At 35.4% G+C, this 19,020-nt stretch carries 20 protein-coding genes and 1 tRNA gene; 12 read left to right on the forward strand and 9 right to left on the reverse strand.

What is annotated here, in order from left to right; all coding sequences use genetic code 11:
• The first annotated feature begins 24 nt into the window (after positions 1–24).
• The gene (locus tag Dongsha4_RS00775; RefSeq protein WP_330203900.1) at positions 25–195 is read left to right on the forward strand and encodes a hypothetical protein; all 171 of its coding nucleotides are present in this window, start codon (positions 25–27) and stop codon (positions 193–195) included.
• Positions 196–1,245, forward strand: coding sequence for a DUF3326 domain-containing protein (locus Dongsha4_RS00780; protein WP_330203901.1), 1,050 nt, complete (start codon positions 196–198; stop codon positions 1,243–1,245).
• A 462-nt stretch (positions 1,246–1,707) separates the two neighbouring features.
• On the opposite strand, the gene Dongsha4_RS00785 is transcribed toward Dongsha4_RS00780, so the two are convergent.
• Positions 1,708–2,865, reverse strand: a complete 1,158-nt coding sequence (locus Dongsha4_RS00785; protein ID WP_330203902.1) for a glycoside hydrolase family 10 protein — start codon at positions 2,863–2,865, stop codon at positions 1,708–1,710.
• Positions 2,866–3,352: 487 nt separating this feature from the next.
• On the opposite strand from Dongsha4_RS00785, the gene Dongsha4_RS00790 reads away from it, so the two are divergent.
• Positions 3,353–5,821: an ATP-dependent Clp protease ATP-binding subunit gene (locus Dongsha4_RS00790; protein WP_015219504.1), complete on the forward strand. Its 2,469-nt coding sequence runs from the start codon at positions 3,353–3,355 to the stop codon at positions 5,819–5,821.
• Between the two features lie 200 nt (positions 5,822–6,021).
• Here the strand turns inward: Dongsha4_RS00790 and rimK are convergent, their stop codons facing one another.
• Together rimK and Dongsha4_RS00800 are read right to left on the reverse strand one after the other, a co-directional pair.
• A complete protein-coding gene (rimK, locus tag Dongsha4_RS00795) occupies positions 6,022–6,927 on the reverse strand; it encodes a 30S ribosomal protein S6--L-glutamate ligase (RefSeq protein ID WP_330203903.1) in 906 nt (301 codons plus the stop codon).
• 223 nt (positions 6,928–7,150) lie between these two features.
• On the reverse strand, positions 7,151–7,327 hold the full coding sequence (locus Dongsha4_RS00800) for a hypothetical protein (protein WP_330203904.1): 177 nt from the start codon (positions 7,325–7,327) through the stop codon (positions 7,151–7,153).
• A gap of 32 nt (positions 7,328–7,359) precedes the next feature.
• On the opposite strand from Dongsha4_RS00800, the gene Dongsha4_RS00805 reads away from it, so the two are divergent.
• The 3 genes from Dongsha4_RS00805 (at position 7,360) to Dongsha4_RS00815 (ending at position 9,665) form a co-directional block, all read left to right on the forward strand.
• The gene (locus Dongsha4_RS00805; RefSeq protein WP_015218860.1) at positions 7,360–7,578 is read left to right on the forward strand and encodes a DUF4327 family protein; all 219 of its coding nucleotides are present in this window, start codon (positions 7,360–7,362) and stop codon (positions 7,576–7,578) included.
• A gap of 152 nt (positions 7,579–7,730) precedes the next feature.
• Positions 7,731–8,540, forward strand: coding sequence for an HAD-IIB family hydrolase (locus Dongsha4_RS00810; protein ID WP_330203905.1), 810 nt, complete (start codon positions 7,731–7,733; stop codon positions 8,538–8,540).
• A gap of 192 nt (positions 8,541–8,732) precedes the next feature.
• On the forward strand, positions 8,733–9,665 hold the full coding sequence (locus Dongsha4_RS00815) for an NAD(P)-dependent oxidoreductase (protein ID WP_330203906.1): 933 nt from the start codon (positions 8,733–8,735) through the stop codon (positions 9,663–9,665).
• 191 nt (positions 9,666–9,856) lie between these two features.
• Here the strand turns inward: Dongsha4_RS00815 and Dongsha4_RS00820 are convergent, their stop codons facing one another.
• The gene (locus tag Dongsha4_RS00820; protein WP_330203907.1) at positions 9,857–10,852 is read right to left on the reverse strand and encodes a beta-ketoacyl-ACP synthase III; all 996 of its coding nucleotides are present in this window, start codon (positions 10,850–10,852) and stop codon (positions 9,857–9,859) included.
• A gap of 151 nt (positions 10,853–11,003) precedes the next feature.
• Here Dongsha4_RS00820 and Dongsha4_RS00825 point away from each other — a divergent pair, with 151 nt between their 5' ends.
• Together Dongsha4_RS00825 and Dongsha4_RS00830 are read left to right on the forward strand one after the other, a co-directional pair.
• The gene (locus tag Dongsha4_RS00825; RefSeq protein WP_330203908.1) at positions 11,004–12,224 is read left to right on the forward strand and encodes a HAMP domain-containing sensor histidine kinase; all 1,221 of its coding nucleotides are present in this window, start codon (positions 11,004–11,006) and stop codon (positions 12,222–12,224) included.
• A 187-nt stretch (positions 12,225–12,411) separates the two neighbouring features.
• Positions 12,412–12,498, forward strand: a tRNA-Ser gene (locus Dongsha4_RS00830).
• Positions 12,499–12,636: 138 nt separating this feature from the next.
• Here Dongsha4_RS00830 and Dongsha4_RS00835 read toward each other — a convergent pair.
• On the reverse strand, positions 12,637–13,908 hold the full coding sequence (locus Dongsha4_RS00835) for an NAD(P)/FAD-dependent oxidoreductase (RefSeq protein WP_330203909.1): 1,272 nt from the start codon (positions 13,906–13,908) through the stop codon (positions 12,637–12,639).
• 198 nt (positions 13,909–14,106) lie between these two features.
• Between Dongsha4_RS00835 and upp the strand changes: the two genes are divergently transcribed.
• Complete coding sequence (upp, locus tag Dongsha4_RS00840) at positions 14,107–14,760, forward strand: uracil phosphoribosyltransferase (RefSeq protein WP_330203910.1); 654 nt, start codon at positions 14,107–14,109, stop codon at positions 14,758–14,760.
• A 91-nt stretch (positions 14,761–14,851) separates the two neighbouring features.
• On the opposite strand, the gene Dongsha4_RS18960 is transcribed toward upp, so the two are convergent.
• Positions 14,852–15,082 (reverse strand): macro domain-containing protein, encoded by a 231-nt coding sequence (locus Dongsha4_RS18960; protein WP_425590783.1) that lies wholly within the window; start codon positions 15,080–15,082, stop codon positions 14,852–14,854.
• Positions 15,083–15,129: 47 nt separating this feature from the next.
• On the opposite strand from Dongsha4_RS18960, the gene Dongsha4_RS00845 reads away from it, so the two are divergent.
• The 3 genes from Dongsha4_RS00845 to Dongsha4_RS00855 all read left to right on the forward strand — a co-directional run bounded on the left by Dongsha4_RS00845 (position 15,130) and on the right by Dongsha4_RS00855 (position 17,381).
• On the forward strand, positions 15,130–15,576 hold the full coding sequence (locus tag Dongsha4_RS00845) for a hypothetical protein (protein ID WP_330203911.1): 447 nt from the start codon (positions 15,130–15,132) through the stop codon (positions 15,574–15,576).
• A gap of 108 nt (positions 15,577–15,684) precedes the next feature.
• Positions 15,685–15,957, forward strand: coding sequence for a hypothetical protein (locus Dongsha4_RS00850; RefSeq protein WP_330203912.1), 273 nt, complete (start codon positions 15,685–15,687; stop codon positions 15,955–15,957).
• Between the two features lie 35 nt (positions 15,958–15,992).
• Positions 15,993–17,381, forward strand: coding sequence for an MFS transporter (locus Dongsha4_RS00855; protein ID WP_330203913.1), 1,389 nt, complete (start codon positions 15,993–15,995; stop codon positions 17,379–17,381).
• Here the strand turns inward: Dongsha4_RS00855 and Dongsha4_RS00860 are convergent.
• The 3 genes from Dongsha4_RS00860 to psaC form a co-directional block, all read right to left on the reverse strand.
• Positions 17,378–17,890, reverse strand: coding sequence for a hypothetical protein (locus Dongsha4_RS00860; RefSeq protein ID WP_330203914.1), 513 nt, complete (start codon positions 17,888–17,890; stop codon positions 17,378–17,380). The genes Dongsha4_RS00855 and Dongsha4_RS00860 overlap by 4 nt on opposite strands.
• Before the next feature lie 203 nt (positions 17,891–18,093).
• On the reverse strand, positions 18,094–18,483 hold the full coding sequence (locus Dongsha4_RS00865; protein ID WP_330203915.1) for a RidA family protein: 390 nt from the start codon (positions 18,481–18,483) through the stop codon (positions 18,094–18,096).
• Between the two features lie 101 nt (positions 18,484–18,584).
• A complete protein-coding gene (psaC, locus tag Dongsha4_RS00870; protein WP_012307203.1) occupies positions 18,585–18,830 on the reverse strand; it encodes a photosystem I iron-sulfur center protein PsaC in 246 nt (81 codons plus the stop codon).
• Positions 18,831–19,020 lie beyond the last annotated feature (190 nt).

Genomic DNA, 19,020 nt, shown 5'->3' on the forward strand with positions numbered 1-19,020 from the left:
GTTATTGATTACTGCTATACGATAATGACAACTCATTTTATTAGTACGGAAATAGCCTTACCGACGAATCCTCTTATCCTTAAACAGAAAATTGAACAAACATTAAATCAACAGGGTAAACCTTTAAGATGGGCAATTACCTCAGTGAATGAAATAGAAAAAAAAGTTAAAGTAGAAGCAATAATAACCAAATAAGTGACAAACAATAAACCTTACTCCACAGTTTTAATTATTCCCACAGGAATCGGTGCTGATATAGGCGGTTATGCAGGAGATGCACTACCCATAGCTAGAGCCATAGCACAAGGATGCGATCGCCTCATTACCCACCCTAATGTTATGAATGGGGCAAATTTATATTGGTCAACAGATAACATCTATTATGTAGAAGGATACGCCCTCGACCAATTTGCCAGTGCCAAATGGGGATTGCAACCAGTCAGACAAAATAATATCGGTATCATTTTCGATCAAAGTATTGAAACAGAATTACTCTACCGACATATACAAACTATTGATGCTGTTAGGGCAACTTTAGGAATAGAAATCAACGAATATATTATTACCGATGAACCATTAGGAGTAGAGTTAAGAATTGCCGATAGTGGAGCAAGTTGGGGTACAATCAAAAACCCAGATAGTTTATTAAGAGCAGGAGAAAAACTGATTAAAGAAAAGAAAGTTAATGCTCTTGCCGTTGTTGCTCGGTTTCCTGATGATAATGATAATCAAGCCCTACAAAACTATCGTTATGGAGAAGGTGTTGACGCTTTAGCAGGAGCGGAGGCAGTGATTTCTCACTTATTAGTAAGAGAGTTTCAAATCCCTAGCGCTCACGCCCCTGCTTTATCCCCTTTACCCTTAGATATTAATATATCACCAAAAGCGGCCGCTGAGGAATTAGGTTTTACATTTCTTCCTTGTGTGTTAGTTGGTTTAAGTCGAGCACCTCAATATACCTTAATGAAAGATAACTATAGTTTTTGGGCAGAGGATGTGGATTGTTTAATTATTCCTGCAAATGCCTGTGGTGGAAGTGCAACCCTAAGTTTTAGCGGTTTAAATACTTTAATCATTGCCGTAAAAGAAAATAACACTGTTTTAGATGTCACCCCAGAAAAATTAGGCTTAAATGTTGTCACCGTTAACTCTTATTTAGAAGCAATTGGAGTAATGGTTGCCCATCGTGGTGGCATTAGTTTACAAGCGTTAAAACCGAAAATAAATTCTATTTTTACTTTCTAGCTTATATGGCAATCCTAATCTTAACCTCAGTTTCAAACTAGAATTTTAGGTAAAAGTCGGCAACAAGCAAAGTTAAAAAAGCAAGAGACAAGCCCCTTGTGTCTCCAGGGCTGTTTCATTCTAAAATTTTCTGGTTAAGGCAGGGAATGGGGAATAGGCACTCTTGCAATAGTTTTTAATGGTTTATGGTTATAAATTGATAATCTCAACATTTTTAACTACTTCTTAGTCCTCAAAGCTCTAAAACGCTATATTCTTTTACTGGCAATAGTTTTAGCGTTTTTGTATTTCTACTTTGAAACAGCCCTGCCCTGTGTCTCGCCTTTTAAGGGAAGAAGAGCAAAAGTGTTTAATTAACACGCTTCCCTAACACCCTAAGCCCGTATTTCTCCTCAATACCTTAATACCCTAATACCCCAACTAATGACTTCTACCTATTATTAATTATTTCTGTCTCTCTCTTCATATTTTACTAATAGGAAAACGAGGCTGAGGATTAAAAAATAAAGCCCTAACAACAGCTTTTCTCAAATCAGATGTTTCAGTTGCTTTTTCTATCCAAAGAGTTTCATAATAAAAAAATGAGATACCTAATCTATGTCTTCTTGCTTGTCTAACTTTATCTTCAATAAGAGTTATCGGTGTTGGATTGTTTCTTAATCCCGTTAGAATTGCAACTCCAGTTGGTATTTTTTTACGAGCATTTTGCACTTCAGGTAAATTTAACTCTCGAACAAAACTTTTCAAATCGGGGCGATAAACTTGAATAATTAATTCATCGACAATACCTAAATCAACCCATCTTTTCCAATCCTGTAAAAAGAGATTATAAGCAGTAGAGTAAGGATTAGGAGCAACAGAAAAAATAAAATTGCGATTTCTTTGTTTAAGAAGAGTATTTAATCTCACCATGAAATCAGTAATCTTATCAGCACGCCATTTTACCCATTCTCTATCTTGAGGATTAGCGGGAGGATTTTTTTTCGTTTCTTGTTTATAAAGATTTACAGTGTAAGGATCATAGCCGAAGTCTCTTGGTAGTGCCATGTGATCATCAAATTGAATACCATCTACTCGATAGCGAGTGCAAATTTCAAGAATTAAATCAGTGATAAATTGTTGCACTTGAGGATGAAAAGGATTTAGCCAGACAACCTGCCCTGCCGCACTATCCCCCATCTTACTACCATCTCGCCTATTGGTTAGCCATCGGGGATGCTTGGTTGCTAACTCAGAAGAGGGAGGAGTCATAAAACCAAATTCAAACCAAGGTACAACCAAAAGTCGGTTAAGATGACCTTGATAGGTAATTTCGGCAATTATATCTTGGTTATTACCTGCTTTAATGATAGGTATTCCCACTCTTTTAGCCACAGCACTATCATAAGAAACATAACCAGAATTCCAGACAACAGGGTAAATAGTATTAAAGTTAAGTTGAGCTAATTCTTGAATGCTTGATTCTAATTTAGGAGTATCTAACCATATGTCGCTATCATTTTTTGTAATCCAGACTCCTCTAATTTCCGAAGGGGATGTTTGACCCCATATTTTTGAAGGTTGGGGCAGTGTGATGACCATTAGTAGGGAGATAATAAACAAAATTACTATTTTTTTCATTCTTCAACTATCATTAAATTTTATAGGTCGTTTTATTGTTGTCTAAAAAGCGTGGTTACTTGTTTTTGATATTTTTTTTCATTTCAAATAATTTTCACTTTCACCATAATATCAGATGAAAAATTTTCTTATGATTTTCGCAGGTGGATTATATCGAAATAGCTTCAGTTTGATATAAGAATATCTGATTTAGACAGGTATCAAATATTCAGATGGCATATTTTCTCAACATTTATTAGTGAGTTAAAGAATTAAAAATCAACAAATTCCCACAAATTTGATATTGTTGCTAAATCAATGAGGGCAATAAGAGTTATTTTGTCGAGGTAACAATTATTTTTCTCATTTTCTAAAATGGCTGTTTTTTGCTTTTTTCAAAGTGTTAATACAGATTACCGAACAATTGAATGTACCCTCAGACACAGACTAACCCTAATCCTATGTTAAAATCAGCTATAAACATGGCATAGGGTGAGTAAAGACAATTATGTTTGAACGCTTCACAGAAAAAGCGATAAAAGTGATTATGTTAGCCCAAGAAGAAGCTCGTCGCTTGGGTCATAACTTTGTTGGCACTGAGCAAATACTGCTCGGTTTGATAGGAGAAGGCACTGGAGTAGCGGCAAAGGTGCTCAAATCTATGGGAGTCAATCTCAAGGATGCTCGGATTGAAGTAGAAAAAATTATTGGGCGTGGTTCTGGTTTTGTGGCGGTAGAAATTCCATTCACTCCTAGAGCGAAAAGAGTCCTAGAATTATCTTTAGAAGAGGCTCGTCAATTAGGCCATAATTATATCGGTACAGAACATTTGCTTCTCGGTTTAATTCGTGAAGGAGAAGGAGTTGCCGCTAGAGTTTTAGAAAATCTGGGAGTGGACTTAGGCAAGGTTCGCACTCAAGTAATTCGGATGTTAGGTGAGACAGAAACCACTGCAGTAGGTGTGGGTGGTGGTAGTCGCTCTAATAAAACTCCTACTTTAGATGAATTTGGTTCTAATTTGACGGTTTTGGCGGTGGATGGAAAATTAGATCCTGTGGTTGGTCGTCAAAAAGAGATTGAACGGGTTATTCAAATTCTCGGTCGTCGCACCAAAAATAATCCTGTGTTAATTGGTGAACCGGGGGTTGGTAAAACTGCGATCGCAGAAGGTTTAGCTCAACGTATAGCGAATAAAGATGTTCCTGATTTATTGGAAGAAAAAAGAGTTGTCACCCTTGATATTGGCTTATTGGTAGCTGGTACTAAATATCGTGGTGAGTTTGAAGAAAGACTCAAAAAAATTATGGATGAAATTCGTCAAGCAGGAAATGTTATTCTTGTAATTGATGAGGTTCATACTTTAATTGGTGCTGGGGCGGCAGAAGGTGCGATCGATGCGGCAAATATCCTCAAACCTGCTTTAGCTAGAGGTGAATTACAGTGTATCGGTGCGACAACTCTTGATGAATACCGTAAGCACATTGAAAGAGATGCGGCTTTAGCAAGACGTTTTCAGCCCGTCATGGTGGGTGAACCTAGCGTAGAAGAAACCATCGAAATTTTATTCGGGTTACGTGAAAAATATGAGCAACATCACAAGCTCAAAATTGCTGATGAGGCTTTGGCGGCGGCGGCTAAATTGTCTGATCGTTATATCAGCGATCGCTATTTACCTGATAAAGCCATTGACCTTATTGACGAAGCAGGTTCAAGGGTACGCCTTTTAAATTCTCAACTTCCTCCCGAAGCTAAAGAGTTAGACCAAGAATTAAGACAAGTTCTGAAAGAAAAAGATGAAGCGGTGAGATCCCAAGATTTCGATAAAGCAGGAGAATTGCGCGATCGAGAAATGGAAATTAAAGCCGAAATCAGATCTTTAGCAGATCAGAAGAAAAAAAGTGCCGATATTAACGATAATCCCATTGTCGATGAAGAAGAAATAGCTCATATCGTTGCTTCTTGGACTGGTGTACCTGTGCAAAAATTAACCGAATCTGAAGCTGATAAACTCTTACACATGGAAGAAACCCTCCATCAAAGAATTATCGGTCAGGAAGACGCTGTAAAAGCTATTTCTCGTGCTATTCGTCGAGCTAGAGTTGGCTTGAAAAATCCTAACCGTCCGATCGCATCTTTCATCTTTTCTGGCCCCACTGGTGTAGGTAAAACCGAACTTACCAAAGCCCTTGCAACCTATTTCTTCGGCTCGGAAGATGCAATGATTCGCTTAGATATGTCAGAATTCATGGAACGCCATACTGTTTCTAAATTAATTGGCTCTCCTCCCGGATATGTAGGTTACAACGAAGGAGGACAGTTAACAGAAGCCGTTCGTCGTCGCCCTTATACTGTAGTGCTTTTCGATGAAATTGAAAAAGCCCATCCTGATGTATTTAACCTATTGTTGCAAATTTTAGAAGATGGACGCTTAACTGATTCTAAAGGTCGTACCGTTGACTTTAAAAACACTCTCTTAATCATGACCTCTAACATCGGTTCAAAAGTCATTGAAAAAGGTGGCGGTGGTTTAGGATTTGAATTGGAAGAAGACCAAAATGAATCTCAATACAATCGCATTCGTTCTCTAGTTAACGAAGAATTGAAAAACTACTTCCGTCCTGAGTTTCTCAACCGTTTAGATGAAATTATCGTCTTCCGTCAACTCAATAAAGAAGAAGTGAAAGAAATTTCGGAAATCTTGTTAAAAGAAGTCTTTGCCCGTTTAACTGAGCAGGAAATAACTTTGCAAGTAACCGATAAATTCAAAGAACGTTTAATAGAAGAAGGATTCAACCCTGCTTATGGAGCTAGACCTTTACGTCGTGCTATAATGAGACTACTTGAAGATATTTTAGCCGAAGAAATTTTATCTAAACGTCTTCAGGAAGGTGATTCCGCCATTGTGGACATTGGCGAAGATGGAAAAGTCATCATCAATGCCCAAAGAGAAAATCCTTTATTAGCAAAAGCTAACTAAATTTGGGTTTGGATAGAACGCCCATGCACATCTTAACTCCTTTCAGTCGTGAACGGAGTTGGGAAATAAGTTTCAAGTCCTAGGGAAGCGTGTTAATTAAACACTTTTGCCTTTTGCCCTTCCCCCTAAATAAGGGGGATAAATGGGGGTTTCCTTTTTGCCTCTTGCCCCTTGCCCTTCACTTCTAGCTCATCAGAGACTCAAAATTGGATGCGATCGCGGTTATTCCCCGATTCTACGTTTTTTTCAATAAATTCGATAATTTTATCAGCAATGTCAATATTAGTTGCCTTTTCTATTCCTTCTAAACCGGGAGAAGAGTTAACTTCCATCACCACAGGACCGTGATTAGAACGTAGCAAGTCAACCCCCGCAATCCTTAATCCCATTGCCTTAGCTGAACGAATAGCGGTGCTTCTTTCTTCGGGAGTGAGTTTAATTTTCTCTGCCTTGCCTCCTCGATGAAGATTCGATCGAAATTCCCCTTCCGCCCCTTGTCTCTTCATGGCCGCTACCACCTTATTACCCACCACAAAACAACGAATATCTGCTCCTCCTGCTTCTCTGATAAATTCCTGTACCAATATATTCGCATTCAAACCCCTAAAAGCCTGAATTACTGACTTTGCCGCTTGATAAGTCTCGGCTAATACCACTCCAATCCCCTGAGTGCCTTCCAATAGCTTAATCACTAACGGAGCACCGCCCACAGTCTCGATTAAGCCATCAATATCTTCCGTATCATGGGCAAACCCCGTCACAGGTAAACCAATGCCTTCCCTAGCTAAAATCTGTACACACCTTAACTTATCGCGCGATCGAGATATAGCCTGAGATTCATTAGCACTAAATACCCCCATTACCTCAAACTGACGCACCACAGCACAACCATAGAAAGTACGAGAAGCTCCGATGCGTGGTATGATTGCATCAAAATTTTCTAACTCCTTGCCACCGTAAACTACCGAGGGTTTATGGGAGGTAATGTTCATATAGCATCTCAGATAGTTAACGACCTTTACTTCATGTCCCCTTTTTTCTCCTGCATCTCTTAATCTTCTGGTGGAATAAAGGCTACTATCTTGAGATAAAATAGCGATTTTCATGGAATCTTCTCAAATTAATTTTTCATCTTCCTTATTGTACATTTACAATTGATTTAAAGAAATTGTGAAAATCTCGTTAGTAAGTGCTATAATGTGTTAACATAATCAAAGGCAATAATATTCTATTCACCGTTGCCAAGTATTTTAATTAGGTCTAACAATTAACTTATGAATCCTGTCATAAATTGCTTAATTATTTATGTGTATTGAATCGTCAAAATTACTAAGCTATTTCAGGAATGGTAAATAATGTGTCTAAGGATAGATAAAATGTAATGGTTGCAATAAAATCCTCGCAATCATCACTCTTTTCTTTATATTTAGGTTGGTATGTATAAATTTTCAATTCATACTCATCTCTGACTAGACATAATAACCAAGTAAGCGTAATTGTTAGCATCAATTGTCATTATTAGAAAATTTAAGAAATATATGCCTAGAAAGCAAGTAATTCACCCAATGGTGAAGTTGCAACAAAAAGTGTCTTCTTTAGTAAATTCACAGATTATAAGTCCTGATGATAGTATAGGAAAAATAGCTCTGCTTTTCGGCAGTGATTGGGCTTTTCTGAAATCAGAATTAATATCCTTTGGTTTTTCAATGCAAGATCCTGTTCGTGACTTATTAGTAGTACAAAAATGGGATGATTAATAAATGGGTAAGTAAAGTTAATTGAATGTTTAAGTTGTGAAAGGGTAAAAATGCACCAAGCAAAGGCAATTAACAATTAGTGATTAAGTCAAGCCTAAAACTCGCATCTGAGGTCTAAAACCTGCAATTTGCCGCCTTTTAAGGTCTTTCCTATGCTATTTATTTTTACAGACTTAGATGGTACATTACTCAATCAAAATGACTATCGTTACGATGATGCCTTGCCAATTTTAGGGGTTTTAGAGAATAAAAATATTCCCGTTATCCCCGTCACCAGTAAAACAAAAGCGGAAGTTGAAAGTCTATGTAATAAAATAGGCTTAAATAGTCCTTTTATTACTGAAAATGGTAGCGGTATTTTTATCCCAAAAGGTGATTTTCGTTTTGATACAACACAAGCATTAACTACAGATTTGTATAAGTATATAAGTTTAGGTCTTGATTATCATAACGCCAGAGGTATTTTAGGGGAAATATCTCAAAAGTTAAAAACTGATTTAGTGGGTTTTGGGGACTTATCTCCAGAAGATATTGTTAATTTAACTGGTTTATCTTTAAATGAAGCGATTTTAGCCAAAAAAAGAGATTTTACAGAGCCTTTTCTTACTCCTAAGCACATTAATGCCGACTTATTACAAAATATTGCCAAAGAATATCAAACTACAATAGTAGTGGGCGATCGCTTCTCCCATTTAATTAGTGAAAAAGCGGGGAAGGGAAACGCAGTGAAATGGCTACTCAATCATTACCATAACCGTGAGGAAAAAATAGCAACTATAGGTTTGGGGAATAGTCCCAATGATATTAGTTTATTAGAAAACGTAGATATTCCTATTATCATCCCGAATCCTGATGGAGTACACAAAGGATTACAAAATAAGAATTGGCAAGTTGCCCCCCATAGCGGCAGTAAAGGATGGAGTCAAATTATTACAGAAATAATTTTAGGTCATAAAATATGATAGCTTTTCCCGATTTTTTCGTTGATTAATAAATGTTTGAAACGTTAAACCTAAAATCTGGTCTTTCTAACACCTGAAACCTGACACCTAACCTTGTCCGATATTCTTAAACCGAACTGAGGTTAAGATAAGACTGTGCAAAATCTAAGTTATGATTAAATACTGCATAAAAAGTATGAAGAAAAGTTAAAAATGAAAGTTTTAATTACTGGTGGTGCAGGTTATATCGGGTCAGTTTTAACCCCGACACTTCTAAAGAGAGGTTACGAGGTAACTGTTGTTGATAACTTTATGTTTCATCAAAATAGTCTCGCTGATTGTTGCCAATACGAAACTTTTAATGTTGTCAGAGGCGATTGTCGAGATGAGTCTTTAATGAAAGATTTAGTTAAAGATGCAGACGTAATCATTCCCCTAGCGGCTTTAGTGGGAGCTCCCTTATGTAATCGGGATAAAATCGCTACTGAAACCACAAACAGAGATGCAATTCAAATGTTGTGTCGTCTAGCCAGTAAAGAACAAAGATTTTTAGTACCAATTACCAATAGTGGTTATGGTGTCGGTGAAAAGGGTAAATTTTGTACAGAAGAAAGTCCTCTACGCCCAATTTCTACCTATGGAGTGACTAAAGTTGAAGCAGAAAAAGCCATCTTGGAAAGAGAGAATAGTATTAGTTTCCGTCTTGCTACTGTCTTTGGTATGTCTCCGAGAATGCGTATTGATTTGTTAGTGAATGATTTTGTCTATCGTGCTGTAACTGATCGCACTGTTGTATTATTTGAGGGACATTTCAAGCGTAATTATATTCATATTCGTGATGTGGTGAATGTCTTTTTACACGGATTAGATAATTTTGAGGCGATGAAAGGAAAACCTTATAATGTGGGCTTAGAAGACGCTAATCTTTCTAAACTGGAACTATGTGCCGAAATACAGAAGCAAATTCCTAGTTTTGTTTATATGGAAGCTCCTATTGGCGAAGACCCAGATAAAAGAGATTATATTGTTTCTAATGCCCGTATTTTAAGCACTGGTTTTGAACCCCAATGGCCTTTAAGTCGAGGTATTAAAGAGTTAATCAAGGGTTACACGATGATTCGTAATACTATTTATTCCAATGTTTAACTAAAATTTTCGGTGTTGAAAAGGTGACAGGTATCACCTGAGTTTGATATAAATTTGTCGGTTAAGGTGAGCAACAGGCAAAAATATTTAATTAACACGCTTCCCTAATATCTCAACACCTTAAGGGTTGAATATATTCAACCCCTAGCCCCAACATCTCAACACCCCCATACCCGAATTCGGATTTTTTTCTATCCCCAGCGAAAAACTGTTGCACCCCATGTCAAACCTGCACCAAATCCAGAGGTAACGATGGTATCTCCTGCTCTAATTTTTCCTTTACTAACAGCTTCATCTAAGGCTATGGGAATAGATGCGGCGGAAGTGTTGCCATATTCGCTCAGATTTGAGATTACTTTCCATTTGGGGATATTAAGTCTTTCGGCTACTGCATCGAGTATTCTTTGGTTTGCCTGATGAAGAATCAACCAATCTATCTTTTCGGTGGTTAAGTCTGCTTTGTAAAGGGCTTTTTCTATGACTTCGGGAACTTTATTAACAGCAAAACGATAAACTTCTCTTCCATTCATGGTAATGGGGTTATATTTTCCCTGAGTAACTTGATGATTATTTCCTAGTTTTTGAGTTTCTCCTGTGAAGGCAAGATTTAGACAGCCGTTAAGTGTTCCATTACTACACATTTCAAAACCTAACAGGTTATCTTTTTCCTTGCTACCTTGACAGACTACTGCACCAGCACCATCACCAAATAAGACACAAGTAGTGCGATCGCGCCAATCAACCCAACGAGATAAACAATCTGCACCTATCACAAGGATATTCTGATAAACTCCATTGCGTAAAAATTGGGAAGCAGTATTTAAAGCAAAAACAAATCCTGAACAAGCGGCAGTTAAATCAAAAGCAACAGCACGAGAAGCCCCCAACATTCCTTGAACTTTACTAGCACTACCAAATAGGTCATCTGGGGTAGATGTTGCTAAAATAATCATATCAATATCTTCCGAGGTCAAACCTGCATTGAGAATGGCTTTTTCCCCTGCTTTCACCGCTAAATCAGAAAGAGATTCAGAGGAACAAATATGGCGTTTTTGAATACCTGTACGAGTTTTAATCCAATCGTCAGAAGTATCAACTATTTTGCTTAAATCGTGATTATCTAGGATTTGTGGGCTAGTGGCTGAACCGCTACTGATGATTGTTACCCCTCGTTTTATTTGCTCCAATGATTTTCTCCTTTTTTGTGATGATGTTAATTATTAATTGTCGATTATTATGGTTTTATATTAATTATTTAGACTATCATACCACCCTAGTTTCACAACAGCGATAAAATGGTTTGAGATGGATTTTGATAACGAGGAAAAGTTAAAGCTAATGAAAATCGCTCCCTTACCTAATAACGAGTCCGAGCGAATTGAAGCCCTATTAAGATACGATATTTTGGACACGGAATTTGAAAAAGCCTATGACGAGATTACGCAATTAGCCGCCGCCATTTGTGGTACTCCTGTCGCTCTAATTAGTCTCATAGATCGCGATCGCCAATGGTTTAAATCTAAAAGAGGTATTGAACCGAGGGAAACTCCCAGAAATTTGGCCTTTTGCTCCCATGCTATTCTCGATACAGAAATATTTATCGTTGAAGATGCCTCTCAAGATGAACGCTTTGCCGATAATCCCTTAGTTTTAGAAAATCCTCCTAATATCCGTTTTTATGCAGGCGCACCTTTAATTACACCAGACGGATTTGCACTAGGTACATTATGCACCATTGACTCTCAACCACGTTGTTTAACAGAAGAACAATTAAACTCTCTAAGAATACTCGCAAAACAAGTTGTTACCCAGTTAGAGTTAAGATTAGCAATGAAAACTCTACAAAACTATTCTCAAGAATTAAAAGAATTAAATGCTAGTAAAGATAAATTTTTTTCTATTATTGCCCATGATTTAAAATCCCCTTTTAACACAATTTTAGGATTTGCTGAAATTCTCAAAAATAATATTTTAGAGCTTACCAAAGAAGAGATAGAAGAATTAGCAGGGGAGATATATAGTTCTGGTAAAAATGCCTTTAAATTATTACAAAATCTTTTACAGTGGTCTAGGTTAGAAACAGGAAATATGCAAATCAATCCTGAAATATTAGATCTTGATAAGTTAATTAAGGAAGTTTTACTAATTATTGGACCAATAGCAAAGGAAAAAAATATTCAAATTCATACTAATTTTTCAACCAATAATTTTATGGTGAAATGGGACTATAATATGTTAGTTTCTACCATTCAAAATCTATTAACTAATGGTATTAAATTTACTCCTTCAGGAGGAAAAATCACCATCGAATTAGAAGAAAAAGAAGCTCAAATACAGGTAAATATTATTGACAATGGGGTAGGAATGACAGAAAAACAACTGGAAAATTTATTTAAAATTGATTGTTGTCAAACAACGGAAGGAACATCAGGAGAAATAGGAACAGGATTAGGCTTATTATTGTGTAAGGAATTTGTGGAAAAAAATGGAGGTCAAATTTGGGTTAAATCTCAAATCAATCAAGGATCAACTTTTTCTTTTACTATTCCATTGAGGTGATTAACCTAAGTTTGGTTTAAGTTATCGCCTTGTGACTTTTATGTTTACAAAAAAGGATTTTTATCTTGAACTCAGGCTAAATTTAATTTAAATTAAATTAGCCCTAAATTAACAAATTCAAAAGGCAATGGATAACTAAACTCAAGCCAAAAACAAACCGTATTGGTTATAATAATATACCTAAAGTGGAGAGATGGCAGAGTGGTTGAATGCGGCAGTCTCGAAAATTGCTAAGGGGTAACACCCTTCGAGGGTTCAAATCCCTCTCTCTCCGTACTTTTATTCTATTGTTGATAATATCATTTGGTAACTTTAGTTGTACCATTTAACTTAATTAAATAGGCAGAAAGAGAGGAAATTGTGGGAACTAATTTAGACTTGAAAAAAGTAAATAAGCAGTTGTCTAAAATTGCTAAAGAGTAACACCCTTCGAGAGTTCAAATCCATCTCTCTCCGTTGCAGATATAGCTATTCCAGCTAACCATCCCGTAGTCCAAGCATTCTGAAAATTAAATCCCCCCGTTACTCCATCAATATCTAAAATTTCTCCTGCAAAATATAAATCAGAGCATTTTTTACTCATCATCGTTTTAAAATCTATTTCTTTTAAACTCACACCTCCACAAGTAACAAATTCATCTTTAAATACTCCTTTTCCCTGAATTTGATATGCACCTCTTATTAATTCTTCTGTCAATTTATCTATTTCTTTTTTTGTAATTTCAGCCCAAGTTTTGTCCCGATTAGTTAAGCTATAAGTAACCAAACTTTGCCATAGTCTTTTTGGTAAATCAAAACCATGATAATTAATAACTTTTTGTTTAGCTATGGTATCTTTACAGCTAATTAACTCTTTCTTGACTGATTCATAATCTTTTTGAGGAAGCCAATTAATCACTAACGGTAAATTATATTTATTATCATGTAAAACCCTTGCACACCATGCTGATAATTTTAGAGTAGCAGGTCCACTTATCCCCCAATGAGTAACTAATAAAGCACCATTTTGCTCTAATTTTTTACCTTTTTTTAGAGATAATTTTAATTGAACATTTTCGCAAGTAATTCCTGCTAAATCTGCTAAACGTTGGTCTTTTATTTTAAAGGTAAATAAAGAGGGAATAGGAGTTTGTATCGTATGCCCCAATTTTTTTGCCCATTGATAACCATTAGGATTACTGCCAGTCGCAATTAATACTTTTTCAGCTTCGATAATTTCCCCTGATTTAAGAGCAATATTAAAGCCTAATTCTGATTTATCAATATCCTTAACAGGAGTTTGAGTATAAATTTTTACCCCCAATTGAGTAGCAGTTTCGGTTAAGCAGTCAATAATCGTTTGAGAGTTATCGGTGACAGGAAACATACGCCCATCGCCTTCAGTTTTTAACTTAACTCCTCGTTTCTCAAACCAGTTAATGGTATCTTGGGGTTGAAAACGAGAAAAAGCACCTCTTAATTCTCTACCACCACGAGGATAATTATTGACTAATTCAGAAGGGTTAAAGCAATGATGAGTAACATTACATCTACCTCCCCCCGAAATTTTGACTTTTGTGAGAGGTTGTTTTCCTGCCTCTAGGATAGTCACCGTCAGAGGAGGATAGCCAGAAACACAATTTATTGCCCCGAAAAATCCTGCGGCACCTCCCCCAATGACTACTACTTGCGATTTTTTGATCATTTATTTTTTTAGTTATCTGAGTTTCAAGAAAAAATTATTAAACAAGGTATTGATTTCGATACTTATTTAACTATGTAGTGTTTTTTATTTTGGCCACTCATGCTTTTGGGCATAGTAAAATAACCTCATATTGCAATCAGTTGTTAGGGTATAATTAAACACGAAATTAAATTTTTATACAATTTAGAATAAAGTTGAATGGCGCCTCAATTAAAAATATATGTCCCCCCTCATCCTTTAATCAAACATTGGCTCGGAGTTGCAAGAGATAAAAATACACCTACTACTCTATTTAAAACCGCTATGGTGGAATTGGGACGTTGGTTAACCTATGAGGCAATTAGAGAATGGTTGCCGACGATGGATGTGACAATTGAAACTCCTCTTGCCTTTGCACCAGCCACTTTTCTAAATCCTGAAACAAAAATAGCAATTATCCCTATTTTGAGGGCTGGTTTAACCCTTGCTGAAGGTAGTCAAACTATATTACCTTTAGCTTCTACTTATCATCTTGGAATGATAAGAGATGAAAAAACACTTACCCCAACCTGTTATCTAAATAAATTACCAACACAATTTACTGCTGATACTCATATTCTAATTCTTGATCCTATGTTGGCCACTGGGGGTACAATTATATTAGCGATGGAAGAAATTATCAAACGGGGTGGGAATCCTGATCTAACTAGAATTGTTTCCGTAGTATCTGCACCTCCAGCCTTACAAAAATTAAGTGCTAGTTATCCTACTCTTAATATTTATAGTGCCATGATTGATGAGCAGATCAATGATAATGGTTTTATTGTACCGGGTTTAGGTGATGCTGGCGATCGCACTTTTGGTACTGAATAGAGAGTTAGGAGTTAGGAGTTAGGAGTTATTTATTATCAATATTAATCATATAATTATCCATAATTTCTTTTAACTTTTTTTTCGTGACTTCTTAAATAACTTTGATGTTGGGCTTTTGAGATTTTAATTGATAGTCTAAAACTGCCCCATGAAAAATATATTTTGCTGACAAATTACCAGCATTTGTTATGGCTACATCCCCTAATTTAATGGGTGCTAATTTTCTGGATTCTTCTCTAATATTTTTTCTGCTTTTCTTAAAATAGTTCCAGAAACATCTCCTCTCATTAGTTAGATAATTATCATCTGAACTTACTATAATGTAGAATTATGAATCTTTACTTTCTACAAACATTAAATGATTATCAGATGGAAAAATCTCTTTTTTTGCATTATATGAAACCTAATTTAAAAGCCCAACGAATAAGAATACAAACTAGCACTATGCGATCGCATCTCAGTTGTTTTTTACTATCATTAATTTGCTTATTCACTGGTTTAACGAATTTTTCTTATGCTCAAGACAATCAATCTTCTGATTCACTCTCTATATTAGCCAAACGTTGTCGCTACTATTATATTCGTTCTCGTGCAGGAGATTCTCGTGCCACCTACTTATTGATTAGTAAAAATGAAGGTAAAAATACTTTAACAGGCTTGGAAAAATGTTTAAATGTACTAAATGAATATCTAGTTAGTGATAGTATTACTAATGATGAGAAAAAAGTCTATCAACAAGTTTACGATCATTTGTTTATATTGAAAGATAAATTACCTAAAGATGAAGAAACGAATAATTCTAATAATCAGCAATAATTTAAACGTGAGTAAAACTTCAACTCTTTAGATAAATTTTAGATTTAATATTTGATAATTAATGGCTAATTTAGGTTTTAAAAGAGACGAAAATTAAAATTAAAATAAATGGTTTATTTAACGGAAGTTGAAGAAATAAAAGAGATTATTCTTGATTTAACAGATACTGATATTCTTTGGGTAGATACTGAAGTTGCCGATTATCAAACTTCTCATCCTCGCTTATCTCTTATTCAAGTTTTAGCCTATCCTCAAGACACAAGAGGCGATCTCGAAGGGATCTACTACGCAGCACGCACTTATATAATTGATGTATTAGAAAAATCAGAAATAATAGAATTTTTTATTGATCATATTATAGTAAATGAAGACATTACCTAATTGATACTCTCTTCAAATTTTATAGTTGATAGAAAATGAGTCAATTTGAACAAGCATTAGATAAGTCAAAACTAACTACTCCCATGTGGTTATTATGGATTTTATCCGCAGGATTAATCGCCCTTGATGGTTTTGATTTTTTCATCATCGGCATTGCTTTACCTTTCCTCGAAAAAGATTTTTTACTAACTCCTGCCCAAATTGGTTCGGTAGCAGTAGCGGCAATTGTTGGTTCACTAATTGGCTCACTAACTTTAGGGGCAGTAACGGATAAAATTGGGCGACAAAAAATGTTATTAATTGATGTCATAATTTTTATCATTTCTAGTGCAGGTACAGCTTTAGCTTGGGACGCTTTTTCTTTAATTTTCTTCCGCTTTTTAGTCGGCATTGGTATTGGTGCAGATTATCCCATTAGTGTTGCCTATATTACGGAAAATATTCCTTCTCGACTGCGGGGAAGAATGGTTGTCGGTGCATTCACTTTTCAGGCTGTGGGTGCTTTATTCGGTGCTTTAACGGGTATTTTAGTCATTAAAGGATGTCTTTTTTTCTCTGATGATGCGACTATTTTTGCTATTCAATATGGTTGGCGAATTATGCTAGGAGTAGGTTTAATTTTAGCTATTTTAGTGGGCTTTTTAAGGATGCAATTTTTATTAGAAAGTCCTCGTTATTTTATTGCTAAAGGAGATTATCAAGAAGCTACCCTTGCCGCTTCAGAATTATTGGATATAAATATAAAAATTACCCCTGAAACTGACCCTCAACCTCAAGAAAACGATTTTAATTATAATACTTTATTCTCGAAAAAATATCTTAAAAATACTTTATTTGCTTCTTTACCGTGGTTTTTACAAGATATTGCCACTTATGGTATTGGTATTTTTACTCCTACAATTATCGCTGTTTTAGCTTTTACCCAAGAGGATAATTTTTTGTTAAGTCAAAGTCAATCGGCACAGGGTTCAGCTATTGTGGATTTATTCTTAATAATTGGTTTTTTAGCGGCAGTTTTATTAGTAGATAAAATAGGCAGAATTAAATTACAAATTTTCGGCTTCATTGGCATGGCTGTAGGCTTATTTCTTTTAGCTTTAGCAGGAGTTAGTAATTCTAATTTAATTTTGGTTTTTACAGGATTTTTTATCTTTAATTTTTCTATGAATGCTGGTCCTAATTCTACAACTTTCCTACTTTCAGGAGAGGTTTTTCCCACTTCTATTCGGGCTAGTGGTGCTGGATTGTCGGCTGCGATCGCAAAGTTAGGTGCTGTTTTAGGCACTTTTTTACTACCGATTCTCAGAGTTAAAATAGGAGTTAATAATGTATTATATTTTTTAGTTATTATTTGTTTATTAGCGGCAATTTCAACTTATTTCTTAAGAATTGAAACCATGAATAAACCATTAGAAAATGTTTAATCTTCATCAAGTTTGGAAGCGATAGAAAGATGTAAAGTGTCTCGTCGTTCTTCTAACTTAAAATCAAAAATAACACGATCAATATCAGCAAAATATTCTAACTTTCTGTTAATAAAACCTTGTAAAAATTTTTTAAAAGCCTGACTTTCTAAAGGGTCATTATCAATACCTAAATCCACTAAATAACTATTAATATTATCTTTTCTTTCTTCTTCGGATAATAGGGATAAGTTCCATGCTAATATTGCCAAAGAAACTAACCTATGACCTTCTTCTAAATCACTTACGATTTCCATCTCTGGAGCAACAAAATCCCATATTACTTGAGACATTTTCAATTCTCCTTTTTTGACTTTTCTCATCACTAAATCAGGATGATTTTCTTTTATATCATGAGCGAAATTATCAAGAGAAGATGATTTTTTTCTACTTATTTTAATCTTTTGTTTTTTTTCTATGGGTTTTAGATTTTGTAAGTCTTGCAATGCTTTAGATAGTTTTTTTCCCATGACAATGATTGTTTTCTATTTTATTCATTGTAAACCGTGATCTAAGTAGCTCAACTTTTTTTGTCATAAATTTACCTGAGAGGCAAAAGTAATGAATAATTAACAATAAAACATTAGACTTCCAAAAATTCTGATTTTTACATTGTATTTCGGGCTTCTAGCCCGAATTTTGCTATATCTATGGGCTGTTTTTTTGTATTGTTTTATTTTACAGCAATACATTCAATTTCTACTAAAACATCCTTGGGTAAACGAGAAACTTCCACACAAGCACGGGCAGGAGGTTGTTCTTGAAAATACTCGGCATAAACCTCATTCATGGGAACAAAATTAGTTAAATCACTGAGAAAAACTCCCGTTTTGACAACATTAGACCAATTAACACCACTTTCGATTAAAATGGCTTCAATATTTTTCATCACTTGTCTAGTTTGTGCTTTTATGTCTCCCTCTCCGACAATTTCCCCCGTTTCTGGATTTAAAGGAATTTGCCCAGCAAGAAAAATTAATTCCCCCGTAGCTGAGATAGCCTGACTATAGGGGCCAAGGGGAAAAGGGGCATTTTCTGTAAAAATAACTTTTTTCTGACTCATAATAAAATTTAGTTAATGATCATAAAAGACTATTTAAGCAAAAAAAAACCAACTGCCGTCAAAAAAAGAGACAACAGTGGCGATTTTGATATATATATTTATTAGTAGGCTAGACCCATACTGCGAGTGGTTTCTGCACCTAAATAAACACGGATACTTAAAAAGTCGGTAGGACAAGCAGTTTCACAACGTTTGCAACCTACACAATCCTCAGTGCGAGGAGAAGACGCAATTTGTCCAGCTTTACAGCCATCCCAAGGTACCATTTCTAATACATCAAGGGGACAAGCACGAACACATTGAGTACAACCAATACAAGTATCGTAAATTTTTACACTATGGGACATAAAAAATACTCCTTAGCGAGTTGTTATTAATGATTTCTTAAGTCAGTTTACTTAAACGCAGTATATAATCTCTGTCACCTTTTCTGATATATAACTTCAAACTCTGTAACAATTTTTCTTCTTTTAGGATGGACAACGATAGATAAAAATCAATGATTAGAAATTATAAAGTTTAAAATCAGGATAAACA

It is taken from the genome of Cyanobacterium sp. Dongsha4 (assembly GCF_036345015.1).
Lineage (GTDB): Bacteria > Cyanobacteriota > Cyanobacteriia > Cyanobacteriales > Cyanobacteriaceae > PCC-10605.